The sequence below is a fragment of the Flammeovirga sp. SubArs3 genome (genome assembly GCF_947387565.1).
Classification (GTDB): Bacteria; Bacteroidota; Bacteroidia; order Cytophagales; family Flammeovirgaceae; genus Flammeovirga; species Flammeovirga agarivorans.
Window position 1 is genome coordinate 90,547 of record NZ_CANDOA010000016.1, and the last position, 22,172, is coordinate 112,718.

A 22,172-nucleotide genomic window follows, 5' to 3' on the forward strand; every position below is an offset into this window, starting at 1 on the left:
CTAATCACTATGTTAAATAGATTTTTATTACTTCTGGGTACTCTAATGTGTTTAATACACCCCTCTTTCTCACAGCAACCTGCTGTTGAAAAAGGAAAAATTAGAATTAAGTTTACGCAAGAAACAATACGTCAATTTAAGACGATAGAAACGTCAGGAATGAATCAACAGATTGATCAGACTGGTGTTACTCAAATTGACAATTTCAATAGTAATTTAGGAATAAAAACATTCAAACGTTTATTCCCATTTTCTCCAAAGCATGAAGCAAAACATAGAGAATATGAGCTTCATCAATGGTATGAAGTCCGTTTTGATCAAAACATCTCTACTGATGCAATGATTAATCAATATGAGGCTCTTGGAGTTGCAGAAATTGTAAAACCAGTTTATTCGAAAGATTATGTTGAGCCTAACAATTTAGTACCTCATACCGCTTCTTCTAGCCAAAGAGTACAAAATACCATGCCTTTTGATGATCCCTTTCTTCATGAGCAATGGCATTATGAAAACTATGGTGATATTATCGGTACAGCAGATAGCGATATCGATTTGTTCAAAGCATGGGAAACAACTACGGGTACAAATGATGTTATTGTTGCCATTATTGATGGTGGTATTGACGTTACTCACGACGACCTAGTTGATGCGATGTGGGTTAATGAAGCAGAGGCAAACGGTGAACCAGGTGTTGACGATGACCAAAACGGTTATGTAGATGATATCAATGGTTATAATTTCGTTTCTGGAGGTAATGCTTCAGCAACAGATCATGGTACTCACGTTGGAGGTACAGTAGCTGCAAGAAACAATAACGGCATTGGTGTCGGTGGTGTAGCAGGTGGTGATGGTTCAAAAGAGTCGGGTGCTCGCTTGATGTCTTGTCAAATTTTCCTTCAAACAGGTTCTTCTACTGGTGTTCCTAATGCATTTGTTTATGCAGCAGATAATGGTGCTGTGATTGCTCAAAACTCATGGTCTTATACATCAACTGGATATTATGAGCAAGAAGTTTTGGATGCAATTGATTACTTTATTGCAGAGGCCGGACAATATGAAGGTTCTCCAATGAAAGGCGGTATCGTTTTCTTCTCTGCAGGTAATACTGGAGAAAATCATGAGATTTGGCCTTCTAGATATGATAATGTTGTTGCTGTAGCAGCTTCTCAAGCATCAAATCATCCTACAGGATATACAACACATGGTACTTGGGTAGATATTATGGCTCCAGGTGGTTCATTATTCGAAACACAAATTGAAGGTGTATTAAGTACTGTACCAGGTAACAAGTATGCTTTTATGCAAGGTACATCAATGGCTTGTCCACATGTTTCGGGTGTCGCAGCATTAGTTCTTTCTCAATTTGGTGGTGATGACTTCACTCCAGAGGATTTAAAACAGAGAATTGTAGACTTCTCAGATCCGTTTGAAAGTGATATGCATGAGTATTGGAACGGCTTAGTGGGTAGAGGTGTACTCAATGCTGTTAACTCATTATCAGTTAATGCTGATAAACGTCCAAATGCTCCTCAATTATATGCAGAAAACATTTCTCATGATTCATTTGATGTTTCATGGAAAGTACCAACTGATGAGGATGATGAGAAACCATCACACTTCCAAGTTTGGTTTAGTGATGTTGAACTAACTGAAGATACTTATGAAAATATCACTCCTTACGTATTTGAAAACGCTTTAAATGCGGGAGAAGAATTTACTTTAAGTATCGGAAACACTAGAGAGAAGAAAGATTTTTACTTCATTGTTAAAGCAATGGATAAATGGGGAAATCTATCAGAGCGTTCAAATATTCTAAAAGTTACAACTGCAGATGCTCCTCGCCTAGTATTAGAGCAAGATTCTATCATTCTAGAAATAGATGTAACTAAAGAGGCTTATTTAGAAGAGCCAGTGATCATCAAAAATATTAAGAATGGTACTTTAGAATGGACTTCTTATGCTAAGAACTATGGTTATATCCCTGAAGAAAGCTTAGATGAGTATCTGGCAAAGGTGAACTTCGTTGTCGATACAAAGAATAAAATTTCTTTTGATGAGAAAGGGTTACCTCATATTACTTTATACAAAGCAGAAGAAAAGTCTCAAATAGGTTATGCTTCCCCTAACAATGAAGGTATCACTACCAATATCGTTAGTAAAGCTTTAACAAGAGATCAACAGTTTGATACTTTAAAACAAATTGGTATTTACCGATCTGGATTACATTATGATTGGGATCAATGGCCTGATAATGTATTAGGTGTTGAATCTCCTACTACAGTTGGTTTTTCTCATGCTACTGTTTTTGAAGTAACAAGAGGATATACATTCAACTTAACTCATGTTGCGGCCTTTGTTTATGCTACTAATACTGATGATCCAATTATCATCGAGATTAGAAAAGGAGGAACAAAACCAACAGAGGCGGAAACTATTCATACGCAAGAATACATGGTTCAAGATTCAACTTTAGGTTGGATTGAAGTCCCTCTAACAAGAAATTTCAGATTCGAAGATGGTGAAATGTTCTGGATTGTGATGCATCACCCTATCGGTGATCAATATCCTATCACTTGTAACTTATCTGGAACTTGGCCAGGAGAAACATTCTGGGTATCTAGAAATTCAGGTAGAACTTTTGAAAATGCACAAAATACAGCTGTTTGGGTATATTACTACTTAAAAGTTCGAGCATTAAGTACTGGTAATGATGGTGCATGGGTATATCTAGATCCTCATGAAGGAGTTGTAAAACCGAATTCGACAAGTAATCCTTTGTTGAAGTTAGATCCTAGTACACTTGTGAATGGTTTACACAAAAGTGCAATTGGTTTTTACACTAATGATCCTAACTATCCTGCGGCAAGTATTTATGTGGATTTAATGGTAAAAGGTCAAACGGCAGATTTAGAATTTGAAAAAATTAATGCACTTGAAAACTGCTTTGTTGGTGTTAAGAAGTATCATGAAATTGAGATTGAAAACTCTGGTTATGGTAATCTCGAAATCTATGATGGTACATCAACAATTAGCGGTGTAGAATTGATCTTGGATGATACTACATTTATCACAGCACAAAACGAAGGAAAATTAGCGTTTAGCTATACGCCTCAGTCTGTGGGTATGCAACAAGGAACAATCACGCTTGAAACAAACATTGGTGACGTAGAGCTATTAGTTACTGCAAACTGTGCATCTCCTTCTATTGCAACTTTATCATCTACCAACTTAACGGAAACAGTTGATTATGAAGAAGAGGATGAAACGACTGTAACAGTAAAATTATCTAATACTGGAGATTATCCTTTGACTTACCATATTCCTGCTGACTTGTATGAAAAGTATTCTGGTAATGAATATGATATCAGAGAAATGTTCAATGATGGTAATTATCCTGCTAGTGATGTAGATGATCCTAGAAGAGTTTCTTCAATGTATACTTACATTACCTCTGACGAAGCTGATGGCCCTATGGAAGGTGCTTTCGAAGATATCTCTCGTACAGGTACTCCTATTTCACATATCACACAAGGTTATAATAATGCATTAGATATCCCTATGGATATGGATTTCCCATATTTTGATGGTACTTATAATCATATCAATATCAATGCAGATGGTGTAGTAGGTTTCGGTAAACTATGGACTAGTTTAACCCGTGATTTCAGCTTCCCATATACCAATTCTGCTCAAGGTGGTATGGCAATTATGTGGTTCAACTTTGATCCGATGGTAGATTTTAAAACTGGCATTAGTGGTGGAGAAATCTATTATGAAAGTAAAGGTGATCGCTTTATTGTTCAATACCATAAAGTAAGAGACCATGGTGCTGATGATGGTGAAATGACCTTACAAATTGTATTATTTGATAATGGTGATTTTGAATACCGCTACAAAGATGTTGAAGGTCTTGAAACCTACAAACAAGGTTTAGTTGGTTTCCAAAATATGGAAGAAGACTATGGTATTACAATTCAAGATCGTACGCAGAACAAGAAAGAACATGACTATGTATCTCCGATTAAGGATAACTTAGTGATCCGTTTTAACAGACATGAGAATAAACCATTTGTTAAATCTGTCACACCTTCGGAAGGTACTTTATTATCTGGTGAAGAAGTCGAGTTAGAGGTAATCATAAATCACAAAGAGTTCAACCTTTTTGATGGTGTCCACAGAAATAAATTATTTGTTTTCAATAATGGTATCGATCCTTACACTGAGTTAGATATAGACTTAACAGTGAATGGAGAAGAAGATATCAACTTTGATAATGAGGATGTAGATTTTGGTTCTGTGACTGAAAATGCTAGCTACCAAGAAGAAATTATCATCACAAATGATGGTAGTAAAGGTGTTGAGATCACTTCATTTAATCTTAATGATCCATTTAGTCATGATTTGGAACTACCTTATTGGGTAGCTCCTCAATCAGAGAATAAGATTCTGGTAAATTACAATCCTTTATCAAAAGGAAATGATAGCGAGACCACTAAGATGGTATTCTCTAACGGTGAGGAAACTGAAATTACTTTAGAAGGTATTTCTTTAGAAAGCCCTAACCTTACTGCTGATGTAGCTAGCATTGAAATCAATATAAAATCTGGTGAAATGACAACAGAATCTTTTGAGATTTCGAATGAGTCGGATGATCAGGACCTATGGTATACATTATTAGCAAGAGGAGGCTTTAGCTTTGAAGAATTAGATTATTCTACAGTGGCTGCAGCAGATACCAATGCTTTTGAATATGGTATTGTAGATACACAAGAAGATGAATACGGATATGTGCAATATCAGTACACTAGTATTGTGGCTGAAGAAAACCATGTAACCGTACAAGCAGATGCTTACTATGAAATTGATCTTCCATTTGAGTTCTCTTACTTCGGTAAAGAATACTTGAAAGCATGGATGAATGAAAATGGTTTTGTTGCTATTGAAGAACCACAAGTAGGAACTAACAACACCCATCCTATTTTCACAAATGAAGACTCTCAAAGTGGATTAATTGCTCCACATTGGGCTCTATTTACAGTCAACAAAGTAGTAGAAAACAGTGGTCTTTATATCAAGAAATATGATGATAAAGTAGTCTTCGAATGGCACATGATGATCCACTCATGGGGAGAAAGTGTTGGTGGTTCTGCCAACTTCCAAGCGATCTTACATGAAGACGGTCGTATCCAATTTGTATACGAAGATGTTGATACTTACGATGGTGAATTCAACTTTGGCTTAGAGAGTGGCGATGAAAAATATGTTATCGATTTAGGCCGAGACGGAGTTGAATGGGAATCTATTTATGAGGTACCATTTGACGATCACAGAATCATTACATTCACACCTCCAGCAAAAGGAAGATTAGACAATAGAGATTCACAAACTTTTGATGTTAGTTTCAGTGCATCAGGCTTATTTGATGGACAGTATTTTGATACCTTAAAATTACTTTCTAACAGTAGCTTTGCTGACTCATTAGTAGAGATTCCTGTAGAAATCAACGTTATTGGTGAAGCTTCTCCAGAAGTAGATAATGCTATTGCAATGGGTAATCGTTATTACCAAGAAGATATTACGTATTACGATACGATGATGATCAAAAACAATGGCACAAAACCTTTTGAAGTAACTGAATTGCACTACAACAAAGGTTTAGACTACGAGTTTGTTTTGATGAATGGTAGCCGATTGGTTACAAGTAGTTCAGGAAGCTTGTATACACCTATTGATGTTGCTCCAATGTCTACTGATACATTAGTCTTAGTTTATTCTCCTAATGAATTGACAACTCTATCAGATAATATCACTTGGGTAGCCAATGGAGAAACATTCAACACGAAGATTTCGGGCCAATTAGTTGACCCTCCAGTTTTAGTAGTTGATACTGAAGATGTAAGAATCAAAGCTGAAGGACAAGAAAGTGAAACTCATCAGATAGTAGTTGAAAATAGGGGTAATTCTTCATTAGAATTTAATGCTGAAATTATCTATAAACTTACTCAAGGTCAGGATTATGATAGAAATGATGAATCTCCTGTTTTTGCAGATTCATTAACATACGAACATAATAATGATCAAAATGCACAAGGATATTGGGCGTCATTGGGTGGTCAACCTACATCGGTAGCAACAAGATATACTGCCTCAGAAAGTGGATTCTTAATTACTCATATTCGTTCTAATGTTGATTATATCAACAATGGAGTTTACACCGTAAGAGTAGAGGTAATAAAAGGTGGCGATTCTCCAGAAGAAGGTGAAGTGGTTGGTTTAGAAAACTTTACTCTTGACATTACTTCAGGTGCGAAATGGATGTTACTGGCATTAGAAGAACCTATTTTCCTTGAATCGAACGATGAGTATTGGGTAGTAGTTCACCATCCTCCAGGATACTTTAACGCTGGTTTTGATTTAGACTATACAGATGATTATGACTTTAACGATCACCTTGTAAGTTTCGATGGCGGTGATTCATGGGGTTATGATACTTACCAACAGAGAATCTGGAAAACTAGAGCATTGACTTTAACTGCCCCTGATGGTTGGTTTAGTATTGATGAAGTATCTGGCACTGTAGCACCAAACTCTAAACAAGTATTAGAAAGTACTATTGACTTATCTAAAATTTCAGATGGTAACTATTTAGCAGTAACAAGAATCTCATCTAACGATCCATTTAGTGGAAATGAAGATGTAAACTTCTTTATTGATGGCAATAAGAAGCCCATCTTTAAGTACACTCCAGATCAAATTGAAGAGTACTTATATGCTAAAGAAAATGAGAAAGCCACATTTAACCTTATGGCTTCTGACCCTGAAGGTGGAGTACTTACTTTCGATATTGATACAGCCTTACATTTTGGTAAGATGGAAATGATCAATGATAGTATTGCTCAGATTGTGCTTACTCCTGGCTTTGAAGATGCCGGAGAATATGAATTTGAAGTATCTGTCATGGATGATTTAGGAGCTAAACAGGTACATCAATTGAAGCTTCTAGTAGAGAATACAAACAGACCTCCTGTTGTTGCAGTAATTCCAGAGTTATTTATGAATGCAACATTTGGTGACTTGGAAATGATTTCTCTACCAACCAATGTTACGGATCCAGATAACGACCAATTAGGATACTTCGTTCAAAACTTCCATCCAGAATTTGTTGAAGTAGCCTACGGTGATGATGAAGTGATCATTATCCCGAAAGAAGAAGGTGTCGCAGTATTGGCTTATGGTGCAGATGACTTTAATGGAGGATTTAGTTACCAATTTATCTATGTGATAGTTGAAGGTTCTATCACTAATATAGATGGTGAAACAGAGTTCTCTGTTAAAGTATATCCTAACCCTACTTCAGATATCACAAATATTGAATTACAACTTGAAGAATCTACACAGGTGGATATTCAACTATTCAATATTCAAGGTCAGAGAATCAAACAAATCTTGAATAAACGACTTCCAGCAGGTCCTCATCTTATCCCTTCTAATTTACAAGATCAAAATAGTGGTATGTACCTCTATAAGATGTTGATGAACGGAGAAGATCAAGAGATCTTGAAAGTCTTGAAAAAATAAGGAGTACTCAGGAGATGGGGTTTTCTACCCCACTCCTCACCTCTTTAACTTTTTAAATATATAGGTATCAACACCGCCTACCACAAAGGTGTATACTACTTTACATTTTATCGAAAATTTTTTATTACTATGAGAAAGCAAATTCTTATGTCCGTTCTAGCGGCTTCTATGTTCACTGCTTGTACTTCTGAAACTGCAGATTTAGATAGTTTAACTGAAAGAGTTGAAAGCATTGAAAACAGATTAGATGGTATTGGCGAAGAACAAGCAGCTTCTTTAGAAGAGACACTTGCAGACATCTACCTACAACTAACGACACTTTCCGATGCCAACTCTGACTTATCAGGTTTAATCGCAGATATTGAAGCACTTGAATTATTGTTAGAAACACTTCAAGAAACTAACGCTGACGAAGAAGATATCGCAGATGTTTTAGCTCAACTTGAAGCCTTACAAGATAAAGTAGATGGTAACAGCGATATGATTGATGCCGTTGAAGACTTAGTAAGTGGTGAAGCTCAAGTATGGTGGGGTAATATCGCTACAGCTGATGATGTATCTATGTTTGCTGAAGGTAACTATAAAATCATCTCTGGTGATGTGTATTTAAACAGTACCAATGTATTATCAACTCTAAGTGATGTTGTATTTGTTGGTGGTAATGTTGAAGTATCAAATATTGAAACTTTAGACTGGAATGTTGAGAATATCGGTGGTTCGTTATTGGTAGTTGACCAAGTAGAACTTTCTAGTATTACTATGGACAAGCTAAAGTCTATTGGTGGAGAATTTACAGTAGTAAACAACAGTAAGCTAGCTACATTAGAAGTTCCTGCTTTAGCATATGTAAATGATAAATTACATGTGGACAGCTTTATTTCTGGAGAAGATGAAGGTGGATATTTTGAAAAAGCCTATATCACATCTTTCGATTTAACTGGATTAGTTGCCGTAAATAATGATATGGTATTAAACGCTGTTGGTGATGCTACAATTACTTTGGATGCATTAACTGAGGTACATGGTGATTTAGAATTAACAGGTCTTTCTGAAACAGCAACTCTTGCTTGCCCAGAATTATTATCTGTAGATGGTAATTTCTATGTAAACAACAATGCAAAGCTTGCAACTTTTGAAGTTCCAAAGTTAATGACTATTGGTAATGAGTTACAGTTTAACAACAACAGTGGCGGAGGCGGTGTTGGTATTGGTTTTGGTGGTGAATCTACTGGTATTGAATACTTAACTACTTTCGAAGAACTTGTTGAAGTTGGCGGCGGTGTAACTATCGCTAGCAACCAATCTTTAACTGCAATTGATGCTTTCAATAAATTAGAAAGTGTTGGAAGTTATAGTACTATCTATATCGAATCTCATCCAAAATTGACAACTTTCACAGCCTTCAATGCATTAACTGAGGCATATAACATCAATTTCTTTGCTGTTGAAAACTTTGATGATGCGGATGCAACACTGAGTATGGATGCATTTAATAATGTTGAAAGCGTAGTGAATGTAGCTATAGATTATATTACAGTAAAACTAGATAAGTTTGAAGTATTTGGTATGCTTACACAGCTATCTGGTACAGGTGAATTTGGTGGTCAATATTCACCATTAAGAATCCAAGATGAGTTTGTTGGTCTTCATATGATCGACTACCTAGGTTGGGGTGGATTAAAAGTATACATCGAAACTCCAGCAGAAGCTTATACAAACTGGTGTTCGTTTAATGATGTAATCACCAATAAGGAAGAAGGTTTACAGATGTATGGAGATATCATTTTCAACGAAAGAGTTGAAGGTGTATCTGACTTCACAACTGTAGATAACTCTACCATCACTTCATGTGAATAATTATAGTCGAAAAATAAATAGGATTAAGCTAGCAATTTTATCTTAATTGCTAATTTACTTGCAAACAGAGGGGCGATAACCATTGGTTATCGTTCCTTTTTTATATGCACCACATACAAATTTTAGTAATAACCATTGATACAACAATGATACCCCCTACTATGCCTAAAGCACTAATGGTATGTTTCGATTGAGTTGCAATAGAGAAAACACCTATTAATGCAACAAACAGAAATAATATTATTGAGATAAGAATTTCCACTTCTAATGATGTTTTTGATGAGATAATAAGCTAATGTGTATTATGTAGTACGTAAAATCTCTTTAAAATATCGTTAAAAGTTGTACAAATAAAGTTAATGCAAATAGATGTAAACAATTATGTACTACAAAGAAAGTCGATAACCAAAAACATCTAACCCATCATGTAAAAAATCTAAATCTACTGCCCGTTGGAAACCGTATTTATCGTAAATTTTCCTTGCTGTTTTCATGGCTTCAGTAGAATGTATAATTAAATTTTGATGTTGACTATCCTTGGCTAGGGATATACAATGTTCTATTAATAAACGACCTACTCCCTTACCTTTAGCAGATTCTTTTACAGCTAATAACCTAAAACCGCCAGCATTTTTTTCTTCTGGTGCAGTTCCACCTGAACCATAAAATTCCATATTATCAAAATAGATTACCATACCTAGAATTTCTTGGTTATATACCGCTTTAAAAACTTTTACTGATGGATCAATTACTAATTCTCCGAAATTGGCCAAAGTAGAGTAATAATCAGGATAGACATCGGGCTGAGGGAAGCCCTCTAATTTTGAATAGACATTAATTACTAATTCTCCGAGCTCCTTAAATTCTGATTTATTCGCTAGTGCAATGATTACCTTGGAAGTCATTTCTGTTTATTAATTTAGTTTGCTGCAAAAGTAATCAAATTGATAAATTGTTCACCACAAAAATCCACACTAGCCATATTTTGACTTAAACTAAGCTATATTTTACCACTAAATAGAAATAAATAGCTTAAAAAATTTTTAATAGTCATATTTACACTCAAGAAACAATCATAGATTTTTATTAAAGTATAATTTAAAATACTCATTGAAATGAATTTGAAAACAACTTTACTAGGCTTATTATTAACAGTACTTTCTTTCAGCACTTTTGCACAAGATGTCCCTGCCCCTACAGATTGGCAGAGAGAGAACACTTCAGAGTATATTGCCTTTGTTGGTGAAAAGTGGGGTCTGTCTGAGAGTCAAAAAACTGAGTTGTATGATTTAAGGTTGGATGTAATGACACATGTTGCACACTACAAAAAGTTAGCAAAAGATGGTGATCTAACACAACAAGAATCAAAAGCTAAAATTCAAAATCACTCAAAGAAAATTAATAAAGAAATCTCTGAGCTTACGGGAAAAGATTGGAAACAAATCAATAAGATTAACCAAGAATTCTGGAAGCATATCGAGTCAAAATAATATTACTATCAAACAGTGTGACACTTGTATTAAAAAAGCCTGACAGTTCAATGCCAGGCTTTTTTTGTTTCTAAATTTTATACTAAATTCATCAATCAAAACCTATCCTAGAATAATACAATGCAAGTTGAAGGAAGATTAGATGAGTTCTTAAGAATTGAACTGATCACAAAAGACAATCATCATATACTACAAGAAAAATTTGATACAGAAAAAACGGTTCTTTGGTTCCAAGACGATAACACAAGGCTAAATATTGATAGTGTTCCTTATCACTTTAAGAAAGATCAGGTCATTACTTTTACAGAATTATATAAAATAGAAGTAGTGGAAATGGGTGAAGCAAAAATGTTTCAATTCAATAGATCATTCTACTGTATTGTTGAACATGATAGTGATGTGGATTGTAAAGGAATACTTTTCTTTGGTGCTAAACACTTACCCGAATTTTCGTTAGATGACGATGACAAAAATGCATTAAAATATATATGGGAAATGATGCTTGTCGAAATGTCTTCAAAAAAGTACTTGCATATGCCAATGCTTCAATCATTAATGAAACAAGTACTTATTGTTTGTACGCGAAATTATAAAAGTCAAAACAATATCCATGAAATAGAAAAAGGGCATATGGATATTATTAGACAGTTTACTTTCCTGGTTGAGAAGAACTTCAAAGAACTTTTCACAGTAGCAGATTATGCTGATTTATTACACAAAAGTCCGAAAACATTATCGAATGTATTTTCTAAGAATGGATACAAAGCACCACTTCAAATTATTCAAGAAAGACGCATACTAGAAGCCAGACGATTATTACAATACTCAAGTTGTACAATTTCAGAAGTTGCTTTCGATTTAGGGTTCTCTGATATTCAAACCTTTAATAGGTTCTTTAAAAGACATAAAGAAATGACTCCTTCTGCCTTTAAACAGAAATATGGGAAATAGTGTGCATCAGAAAGGAAATCCTGTCACCAATTTATAAGTTTAAAAGTTTGAGTTTTGTATCACCTAATTTTAAAAACTCAAACTTTATTAATTTATGAAATCCAAATCAATAGTAGGCGGTATAATCCTACCCTTAAGACTAGTTACCTCATGGCTATTTCTATCCGCTGTACTAAGAAGACTTATCCTTGCCCCTGCAAAACATGATTTCGACAGTCCAATGTGGATTGGTCATAAAATCAACACCTTTTTCCCACATGCTAATGGCCCTTTTAAAGCTATGCTTGGTTATTTGGTAGAGAATCCAATACAAATGAATTGGTTTACATATGTATTTACCTATTCGGAATTAATTGTTGGTATTCTACTTCTTGTGGGTTTTGCATCTAGATTTACAGGGTTATTATTAGCATCTTTAGGAATTGGACTAATGCATACTGCGGGTTGGTTGGGCCCCACTTGTTTAGATGAATGGCAAATTGCCTCTTTATTAACTACTGTAGGCGGTGTTATGCTACTCTTTGGAAGTGGAAGTTATTCTCTAGATAATTATTTCAATACCAAGTATCCCTCACTCCCAAAAAACAAGTATTGGTTCTATACAACTGCCCCCAATCTATTACTAAATAGTAAATATTATAAGACCATTATCTTATCTTTTTCAACCGTAGCTGTATTGTATGTAATGGGTACGAATCAGTTATTACATGGAGGTGTTTTGGGAAATTTACATAACTACTCAACGAAACCAGATTTTGTTCTTGACAATTTTCATAAAGAAGGAAATATTGTCTCGTTTGATGCTTTAAGGGACAAAGGCCCTGAAACCTATGGAGCTTTTATCACAAAAGTGATTTTATTAGATTCTGAAGAAAACAAAATCAAGGAAATTGACTTATCGAGTAAAAATAAAGAGGATATAAGTCTACACAACTATTATATCAATAAAGCCAACTTTAATTCCCAAAGTATAGTATTCCCATTAGGAGCAAAAGCCAATGTTTCAATATTTGCCACCAAAGATACACATGGAGTCATGCTTGTCGATATCAGTGGTCGAGAATTTACAATTCACTAAATTTGATATTTATTCATTATCTATTTGAAGGATCACCTGCCTATGAAAAGCTTTGTGAATGTTGGTGAATAATTACCATGTATCTAACGAATGAGTATTAATTTTCAGAACTTTGCGATACCAATTAAAGATTGTGATATAATGAAAAAAATATTAATATATATCGTTAGTTTACTCCTCTTTTCATGTGGATCAGGTGGTAATGAGCCTACCCCTCTAGATGTTTTTTATCAAACGGTAAATCAAGACAATAACCGTCAAGAAATTCTGACAAAAGAATTAGCCTTTTACAGTGGCGGTGGGTACGAGTATCGTTCTCAAATCATAGATTTCAATTCAAATATCATTTCTACAGAAATCATCTCTGGAGATAGTTTAAGTCAAGTGGAAGACAATGGCATTATTAATTATACTTTTAGTGGAATGATGTTCAACTGTACTGATTCATTAGAGGGAGAATATACCCGTTCAATGATTTTAAATCCTGTAAAATATGAAGGGTTTACTATTCATTGTGATTAATTGAAACACAATCTCAAAAGAATATATAAAAACATCCTTCCTCAATTCTGAAGAAGGATGTTTGTCGATTTCTACTTATTAAATTGCTCTAAAGTTTATTTAGATTTCAGCTTGTGAATACATCACTTCTGATTAACGAATAAGAGTAATGTATTTCATTTACACTGTTCATACTAACATATATGTAAAAGTAAGGGATATAATACTGTAACCGATACACTTATTATACTATCATCAATCCTTTTTTGACATTGAATAATTATATAAATTTATAGGGTCTAATAAATGCTTGATAAATATTAATTACTAATAAAATAAATACTCTCTTAGAGAAAGACTTACTAATTTTTTATTCAATACAGCATTGTAATTATGAAAATTGGTAAGGTATTTTCCATCATAAATGAATAATAATTAACAACAACTTTTTATGAAGTCTATTTTGACCTTAATGATTATTCTAACTAGTATAATCTGTACTGCACAAAACAAAAAAACAAGTAAATTTAATGTCCCCGTTACCGTTGATGAACTCTCTGAACCAGGCAATGTATTGGTTCGAAATGTACATGAAGGTGTAACGATTTTCAAAACTCATGTAAAATCCGATGAGTATAAACTTTCCGCCTATAATCGAAAAAAACAATTGATCTTTACTATCAATGTTGATGAAGGTAACAACAATAAAATACTTTCATTTAAAGAACAGAGGCAACAATTTCCCGCAGAATTAGAACTAACGGAAAAACTAGTAAAAGTCTTCTATAGAGATATTCAAGGGAACAGAAAATCCATTGCTTTTACTAGGGGTGAAATACTCTAAAATCAAAAAGTCTCAAACCATCTAACAAGGTTTGAGACTTTCTTTTTATGTACTACTTACATTTAGATTGTAATTGATTTTTTCAAGTTTCTTGTTCCCAGAGTAAGTGACGTATTCAGCAATCACTTGTACGTTATGTTGAATGTTCGCTCCTTTTGGTAATTTCAATAACACCCTACCTTCACGATCCTTCATCTCTGCTTTTATCAGTTGATGCTTTTTAAAGTCTAAACACTGTACATCTTCCTTTTGGTAACAGACATAAAATTTCAGGTTTTTCCTTTTTTCAGATAACGTCAACTTTAGTACTACCTCATCATGGGAAGATGAAGGATAAGTTTTCTTTACGAAGACCTTCGGATATTTAGATAACTTTTTCCCTGATTTAGAATACTCTTCCGTTCCAAAAGTTAACTTCCCTCCCATGTAAGGAATAATAGCTTTCACTTTTCCATCGCTATAAAAAAACTTCCTTTCCGTTAGAATATCATTTTCATATAATACTTCCTTATACAGGGTTCCATTTTTATAGAACTCTTTGACTATACCATCTTTCTTACCATTAATATAAAAAATTGATTTCCACAACTGACCATTATCGTAATACGTTTTGGCCCAACCATCTTTTACACCTTTTGAACTATAATTTACCTCTGCTTTGATTTTTTTCTGATCGACATCATAATAGCTTTTAATAAGGCCTTGCTTCTTTAAGTTAGCCGTTTGTGTGTATTGACTCGATGTTTGATCTGAATTCTTATTTTGATTATCACAAGAAAATAATGTGATGATTAGAAAGGTGATGTAAGTAATGTTTTTCATTGGAAGAGTGTATTGTTTGGTTATCTAATGTACTGAAAAAGTATTAAATATTAATTCGTATCAGATAATGTTTTCTATTGTTTTAGTTTTTATAGTAAGATTAGATATCTTTAAGAAATTTTAAAGCTTCAATACATTCATTTTTTTAAGCTGTGAAAAGACTTCTAATTACCCTATTTGTATTTACTCTTAGTACCCTTTCGATATTTAGCCAAAATGATAGAGGGTTGGTATTGAATGAGCCTCAATCAACATCACAAAAAAAGATTAAAGCTGTTATTGTTGGTGTTTCGGAATATTCTAATTTTCCACAAGAAGCACAATTACAATTTGCAGATGATGATGCTACCGCTTTTGCCAACTTTTTAATAGAACACAAAGCTGTTGCTCCAGAAGACATTAAATTACTCGTTAATAAAGAGGCGACACAAGCAAATGTACAGACTCAGATCATTAAAACCTTAATGCAAGGGCAGGAAGGCGAAGAAATTATTATCTACTTTGCTGGTCATGGTGATGTAGATATGGTCGGTGATGCCTACCTATTAGCTAACGATGCATTAGCAAAGGACGAAGAAGGTTATATGATGGGTATTGGTGGTTCACTTCAATTAAGTCAATTGAAAAAATACGTCAACAGTCTATCTAGCAAAAAAGGGTTTAAAGTTCTTATGGTTACCGATGCTTGTAGGTCAGGAGAGTTATTAAGTTCGGATGGAACGGATTCTGAATTTTCACAATTCTACAATGACTGGAATAATACTCATAAATATGTGTCTTGTGGACCCAATGAATTATCAAAAGAGGGATTACAATGGGGAAATGGTCATGGAGCATTTACATTCCACCTACTACAAGGCTTAATGGGTCTTGCTGATTCAAATGGAGATAATAAAATATACCATGGAGAACTTAATAGTTACATAACATCTAAAGTTCCTGCAGAAACTGATTATGATCAAAATCCACAATATAAAGGAATTGCAAAAGAAATTGTTATGGTTGTTGATGATAAGCTAAAAGATCTTGCATTACAGAATCAGAACAATTTTAATAAAACTTCTGTAGCTAGTCGAGGCGTATCTCCTAATAATGGTCTTTTAAAGTATAAAGATACTTTTGAAACTAGATCATTCTACGATGCCATTGCATCACAACGCATTATTGAACCCAAATATCTACATGAAAATGAAGTCCTTGATATTGAATTTACTAATGATATTCAAATAGGTAATATAAAATCTGTAAAAGTATCAGGGAATAAAGCTTGGGTGTTTTCAAAAGCAAAAACAATTGAGATTTTCAACTTCGAAACCAACGAAAAAGAGATTGTACAAGCTATGAGTTACCCTTCAAAAATAGCTGCAAATGGAGATTATTGGGCGTATTATGCCAAAGATCAAACGACTTATTTATACCATAAAACATTTCAATTTAAAACAGCGAGCTATCATAAAAGTCCGGTTACTGCATTAACTATTTCAAAAAATGGCACAGTATATTCTGGAGATGAAAAAGGAAATGTCTTTCTTATGGATAAAGAAGACACCCCTCCTAAAAAAGTACATAAAGTAAAAAACCAAGTCTCTTCTATCGCTGTATCAGATGATGAAAAATTTATAGCCGTTTCTGATGCAAAAGGTAGTTTAGTTATTCTAGATGGAAAAACACTCAACCCTATTGCAGAAGAAAAAATCTCTCCAAAATCTGAAAGAGAGATGTTCTTTGCTAGAAATGGAGACATCATCGTCACTATTAATTATGCGACAATCAAATTTACTGATACAAAAAGTGGGAAAACAATTAGGGATATAGGTTTACCAGCTAGAGAAAAGCCTCGTAAAATTTCACCCCTTAATGATAAATTTTTCTTAGTACTAGGAGAAAACTCCAACTTGTTTATTGTCAATGCAAAGTCAGGTAAAGCACAGAAAGTAAGTACCCACCCTTTGGGACAAAACTTCAAATGGGATAGTGATAGCGAATTAATGGCTTCTATTAGTACAACAACACTAAAGCTTGCTTCTGTAACTGTTCCTACTCCTTATGCTACGGAATGGTTTGAAAAAATATACAATTCCCCACTCTATGATGAAACACAGAAGGAAGATTTAAAGAGTTTGCTAGCTGTTGCTCTACAAGACAAAGCTCAAAAAATAATTACTCCTTTTATCTTAGGCAAAAGTGTTACTCCATCAATTGTTGAGGTGAAAGAAGGAATTCATGAATTAAACTATGCGACTAGGTTATATAAAAATGAGCCTGAAATATTGGAAATGATTAATATCAGACGCTGGTTTTTACAAGGCTATCTTATCATCATTGAAAATAATGTGAAGGATTTCCCAAAAGCAATATCCTACTTCGAAAAGATATTAGAAGTTACACCAACTGCAGCTTACCCTCATAATGGCATCGCTATTATCAATAAAAAGTTGATGAAGCTAGATAAAACAAAAGAGAGTGTAAAAATTGCTGAAGAATTAAAACCAAAATGGACTGCGCCTAAAAATACTATGGTGAAGACATATGTGGTAGAAGAAAACTATGAGGAAGCATTAAAGAAAAATGAAGAGATCATTGCCATCATCCCGAATAATGTAAAAGGATATCTAGGTAAAGCAACTATTTATTTAGAGATGGGGTATTATCAGAAAGCTTGGTCACTAGTTAAAAAAATGGAGACTATTGATCCTTCAAATCCAGCATTTACAGATATAAAAGCTGCTGTTCTTTTAGAACTTGGACAATTAAAACAGGCTTATGATGTTGCTCAAGGTATGATGAATCAATCACAAAAAGTAGAAGATTCTTATATCACTTATGCTAATATTATGAGGAAGATATATGATAGACAAGACAGCAATTCAAAATATCTTCTTGATGCAGAAAAAGTACTTCTTTCAGGTATTGAAGAATTTCCAACATCAGCTGATTTAAAAGCTATTTTAGGAAAACTTTATACTTCTTATGCCTCATTCTATAAAAAATCACCGAAAAAGGTTTATGACCTTATAGATCAAGCATTAATTCTAGATCCTTACAATGCTGTTGCTCTAAGGTATAAAGCACAATTTGCCGTTCAAGTAGAAAACAACTATCCAAAAGCTAAAGAAAGTACTGATAAATACACAAGTAAAAGAGGTCAATTTTCAGATCTTGATATATTTCTGGCATATGTTGCTTATTCTAGACAAGACTTAAAAGCAATAGAAAGACATAGTAAAGTTTCATTATTAAAGAATCCATACCGTTTAGAAAATTACAAATTATTATGGAACACTTATGTTGAACTAGGTAAAGAAGATAAACTGCATGAGTTATACCTAATGGGAAAAGATATGTTGCCAGATACTCCTTGGTTCGATTATAAATATGGATTATTCTTTAAAGGAAAAAAACAAAATGGTAAAGCTTCTTCATATATAGCCACAGCATTAAGAATTGCTCCACAATACAATTATGCATACGTCATGAGAAGTCCTACAAATGGTATCAAGAAACTATATGGTTATGATAAAATTCAACCTAAAAATGGTTTTTATTTAGTATCTAAAAATGGAAATGAAGGCGTTATAGATTATGCTGGTAGACTTGTTGTTCCTATAGAATATTCCAATATCCAATTAAAACAAAATGGATATTCCTTATTAACTTTCTCTGATGGACAAATGCAATTGAATTCTCCTGATGGTAAAATCATCGGTGGTAAGAAATTCGATTCTATTGAGTTTATGGAGTGTGGTTTAATTAAGGTACAAGAAGGAAACCTATTTGGTTGCTTAGATAGAAAAACCGGACAATTAAGGGTCCCTATTAAATATGAAAAGATCACTAATGGCCGTTGGTCAGGAAAACCAACTGCATGTTGTAGGTATTCATTAAGTGACAGTGATCGATCTGCTGATTTTTATGACGGTAGTGGACAATGCGTTTCTTGTGATTAATAGAAAAGAGTCGATTTTAAACAATCGGCTCTTTTTTATTTGTATTAGATTATACTTTACTCTTTTTAAAATATAAGAGTCACTTCTTTTCTTAATCTTGAGATATAACTATCAAAATAACTTTAAATCATTGATTACAGTAAACAAATGCTAATAATTGATTTATAACGTAACCATAAATCAATTTAACCGTTTGGTTAATTATAAAGTTTGATATTAATCATTTAAAACTCAAGCCTTATAAAAACTTGATCCTTGTGATCAAAAAATTTTACTACTTAATTAACCATTTGGTTAAATAAAATATCAATAAAAACATCTATCATGAAAAAAGTTATTCTATCTCTAACATTAATATTAACCTACTGCCTAACGATAAATGTTAGCAAGGCTCAGGACGATCAAGGTCCAAACAATTACACTGGAAATTATCAAGGAACAAATAAAAATGCTGCAGGTTATGTTAACGATCAAAGCAATATATCAACTACTGATATTAACGAGTTTAAAAATATGGAAGGTATCTTTCAGACAGATACAACACAATTAAAAACCACATTGACTGCAGGTATTCCTATGGGAAGATGGAATGAAGGGTTAATGTTTGAAGGTATAGCCCCAATGGATCATATGGTTTCTGCGGCAAATTGGTATCCAAATACTGAAGATTTATTAGAAGAAGAAATACGAATCATATTTATGGGATCCTCTCCTATGATTCGACCTGGACAAGCGAACACCTCAATTCTAATACAGTTTGGGAACGGAAAAAACTTAATTTTTGATATTGGTGAAGGATCAGTAGCCAATTTTGTTGGTGCGGGTATCGCGTTGAATGAGATCAACGATATTTTCCTAACCCACCTACATGTGGATCACTATGGAGCATTGCCTTATGTATATATGTTCGGTGCTTGGAATGGTAGATGGAATGAGCCATTAAGAATTACTGGTCCATCGGGATCTGAAGAAAAATACGGCACTGCACATATGGTTGAAGGAATGAAATCAATGACCGAATGGCATAGAGATGCATTTGATGTCTTTCCAATAGGCAGAGGATGGGAAATTGAAGTAAATGAATTTGACTTTACAGATGATGGTGGTGTTGTTTACAATCAGGATGATATAAAAGTCATTCACTGGCAACAAGCACATTGTAAAGATGGAGCTTCGGCTTATAGAGTTGAGTATAAAGGAATGTCAGTTGTCTTTTCAGGCGACGGTAGACCTAATAAATTAACCGCAAAATATGGCAAAGATGCTGATGTTCTAATCACTGAAATGCAAGTAGAAGTTGTTTCCATTTCATCACAAGTCTATGGTGTTCCAGCAGTGCTTTCTAGATATACAATTGATACTCACCATAACCCTGCTTATGCAGCAGGAAAGTTATACAAAGATGCTAATCCTCGTTTAGCAATGGCGACTCACACCTTTGATGATCTATATGCAAACAATGAAATGGTAGCAGAAGTAAGAGAGCATTATGACGGACCGTTCCACTTTGGTTTTGATGGTGTAGTTGTGAATGTCACAAAAGATAAAATCTGGGTAAGAGACGGGCAATTGCCTGATTATCCAAATGCAACACCTCCGCAAGCAGGCTCTCAAGTTGCAGAAAATGGTGGACTTATCGTTCCAGTTCCAAGAAAAAAGAGAGAAGACATGCAGAACCAATATATCAGAGACATGCAATATCAACCGGAAGAGTATTATCCTGAAGGATACCAACCTCAATTATCTTATAAGTGGCCATCTGATAAGCCTATTTTCGTCCCAAATGAAAAGATTCCAAGTTCAATGAAAAGAAGAAGAACAGATTTTGATGAAAATGGAAACTTTATTAAAAGTAGAGATTATAAACTCGACAACGTTGAATCTTCAAAATAAATACTGAAACTATCTAAAGAAAATAAAGATGAAATACTATATAAGCTTTTTCCTGTTGACCATACTTTCAAGTATCTCATTTGCTCAGACTAAAGAACAAGCAATGATCGCTCTTAGGGCTGAAGAACATACAAAAGTAGAGATTGATGAACATATGGTGACATTTAGAGACCATACCGGAGAAATCAACAACATACAAAATTTTGAATATTTAGCCTTAGAACTTGCGGAAGCATTGTATTTACAAATGTCTGACCATGTCTATAACCCTTACTTCAATGCAATATTTTCTGAAGGTTATAGCTATAGAAATATCATTGAATGTAAAGGAGGACTTGAATTGATTTTAAACGCCAGTCCAACAGAAATAGTAGTATCCATAACAGATGCCAATAACATTGAATTAGCAAAAGAATCATTCTCATTATAAAATTATAGAAATCATGAAATATCAATTAATATCATTCGTAACAATTGTCTTATTCTTAGTAACATCATGCACCAATGATGAGGTGATCAACCCTAGTATGCAAATTTATGATATAAGTACAACTGCTAGTGAAACTTCTAGTATGAAGCAAATAAATTATAATTTCAATGTTGATGCAGAAGTAGGTTTGTCATTTATAAAAGTAGATATACACCCTGCATACGGACACGAACATAGTTTTCACGATGAAGTATGGAGTGAAATTATTATATACGATGAGTTTATTAATACTAATGATATGAACTCAGGACTGAAGGTTAAAATTGAAGATTCAATTGAGGTACCCGATTATGTTAATGGTGAATATCATATCACAATAAGTGCGGTAGATTTAAACGGATTTGAAATCTTCGAAAATGAAGAAATTGAGATATAAAATTAGTTTAGTTAGGTAGTATAAAAGATCAGAATCGCTAATCTTAAATGAAAAAACTAGGACATTTTCTTTAATCAAAAGAAATAATGTCCTAGCTTTTTTTTGATACAAATTAAATGTATCTAATATATATTTTCACAAAGATTATTTTCCAATGTTATAAACATTGAATCCAATCTCTTTTAATGCTTCTTTATCTAAGATATTTCTACCATCAAAAATATTTCCTGGCTTTAATACTGTAGAATGGATTTTTTCCCAATCATAAGTTTTAAATTCATCCCATTCTGTTAAGATAGCAATAGCATGTGCATCTTGAGCTGCTTCGTATGGATCATTGACTAC

Annotated in this window: 14 protein-coding genes; 11 read left to right on the plus strand and 3 right to left on the minus strand. The window is 33.7% G+C overall.

Annotated features, from left to right (window positions below; translation table 11 throughout):
- The first annotated feature begins 9 nt into the window (after positions 1-9).
- The gene (locus tag QL232_RS26255) at positions 10-7,578 is read left to right on the plus strand and encodes a S8 family serine peptidase (RefSeq protein WP_281616390.1); all 7,569 of its coding nucleotides are present in this window, start codon (positions 10-12) and stop codon (positions 7,576-7,578) included.
- A gap of 129 nt (positions 7,579-7,707) precedes the next feature.
- Entirely contained in the window at positions 7,708-9,435 is a 1,728-nt protein-coding gene (locus QL232_RS26260; protein ID WP_281616391.1) for a hypothetical protein, read from the plus strand.
- A 386-nt stretch (positions 9,436-9,821) separates the two neighbouring features.
- On the opposite strand, the gene QL232_RS26265 is transcribed toward QL232_RS26260, so the two are convergent.
- The gene (locus tag QL232_RS26265; RefSeq protein ID WP_168882840.1) at positions 9,822-10,340 is read right to left on the minus strand and encodes a GNAT family N-acetyltransferase; all 519 of its coding nucleotides are present in this window, start codon (positions 10,338-10,340) and stop codon (positions 9,822-9,824) included.
- Positions 10,341-10,550: 210 nt separating this feature from the next.
- On the opposite strand from QL232_RS26265, the gene QL232_RS26270 reads away from it, so the two are divergent.
- The 5 genes from QL232_RS26270 (at position 10,551) to QL232_RS26290 (ending at position 14,299) form a co-directional block, all read left to right on the plus strand.
- Entirely contained in the window at positions 10,551-10,925 is a 375-nt protein-coding gene (locus QL232_RS26270; RefSeq protein WP_281616392.1) for a hypothetical protein, read from the plus strand.
- Between the two features lie 120 nt (positions 10,926-11,045).
- On the plus strand, positions 11,046-11,876 hold the full coding sequence (locus tag QL232_RS26275) for an AraC family transcriptional regulator (RefSeq protein WP_168882842.1): 831 nt from the start codon (positions 11,046-11,048) through the stop codon (positions 11,874-11,876).
- Between the two features lie 94 nt (positions 11,877-11,970).
- Positions 11,971-12,954: a TQO small subunit DoxD gene (locus tag QL232_RS26280; RefSeq protein WP_281616393.1), complete on the plus strand. Its 984-nt coding sequence runs from the start codon at positions 11,971-11,973 to the stop codon at positions 12,952-12,954.
- A 141-nt stretch (positions 12,955-13,095) separates the two neighbouring features.
- On the plus strand, positions 13,096-13,476 hold the full coding sequence (locus QL232_RS26285; RefSeq protein WP_281616394.1) for a hypothetical protein: 381 nt from the start codon (positions 13,096-13,098) through the stop codon (positions 13,474-13,476).
- A gap of 430 nt (positions 13,477-13,906) precedes the next feature.
- Positions 13,907-14,299, plus strand: coding sequence for a hypothetical protein (locus tag QL232_RS26290; protein ID WP_281616395.1), 393 nt, complete (start codon positions 13,907-13,909; stop codon positions 14,297-14,299).
- Positions 14,300-14,344: 45 nt separating this feature from the next.
- Here the strand turns inward: QL232_RS26290 and QL232_RS26295 are convergent, their stop codons facing one another.
- Positions 14,345-15,121 carry a hypothetical protein gene (locus QL232_RS26295; RefSeq protein WP_281616396.1) on the minus strand — a complete coding sequence of 259 codons (777 nt, stop codon included), beginning with the start codon at positions 15,119-15,121 and terminating at the stop codon, positions 14,345-14,347.
- A 152-nt stretch (positions 15,122-15,273) separates the two neighbouring features.
- Here QL232_RS26295 and QL232_RS26300 point away from each other — a divergent pair, with 152 nt between their 5' ends.
- The 4 genes from QL232_RS26300 (at position 15,274) to QL232_RS26315 (ending at position 21,827) form a co-directional block, all read left to right on the plus strand.
- Positions 15,274-19,068 (plus strand): caspase family protein, encoded by a 3,795-nt coding sequence (locus QL232_RS26300; RefSeq protein WP_281616397.1) that lies wholly within the window; start codon positions 15,274-15,276, stop codon positions 19,066-19,068.
- A gap of 324 nt (positions 19,069-19,392) precedes the next feature.
- Positions 19,393-20,961: a guanitoxin biosynthesis MBL fold metallo-hydrolase GntH gene (gene gntH, locus QL232_RS26305; RefSeq protein ID WP_281616398.1), complete on the plus strand. Its 1,569-nt coding sequence runs from the start codon at positions 19,393-19,395 to the stop codon at positions 20,959-20,961.
- Between the two features lie 28 nt (positions 20,962-20,989).
- A complete protein-coding gene (locus tag QL232_RS26310; RefSeq protein ID WP_281616399.1) occupies positions 20,990-21,391 on the plus strand; it encodes a hypothetical protein in 402 nt (133 codons plus the stop codon).
- A 13-nt stretch (positions 21,392-21,404) separates the two neighbouring features.
- A complete protein-coding gene (locus QL232_RS26315) occupies positions 21,405-21,827 on the plus strand; it encodes a DUF4625 domain-containing protein (RefSeq protein ID WP_281616400.1) in 423 nt (140 codons plus the stop codon).
- A gap of 144 nt (positions 21,828-21,971) precedes the next feature.
- On the opposite strand, the gene QL232_RS26320 is transcribed toward QL232_RS26315, so the two are convergent.
- Positions 21,972-22,172, minus strand: a 201-nt coding sequence (locus QL232_RS26320) for a UDP binding domain-containing protein (RefSeq protein WP_281616401.1), incomplete at its 5' end; no start/stop codon positions are given.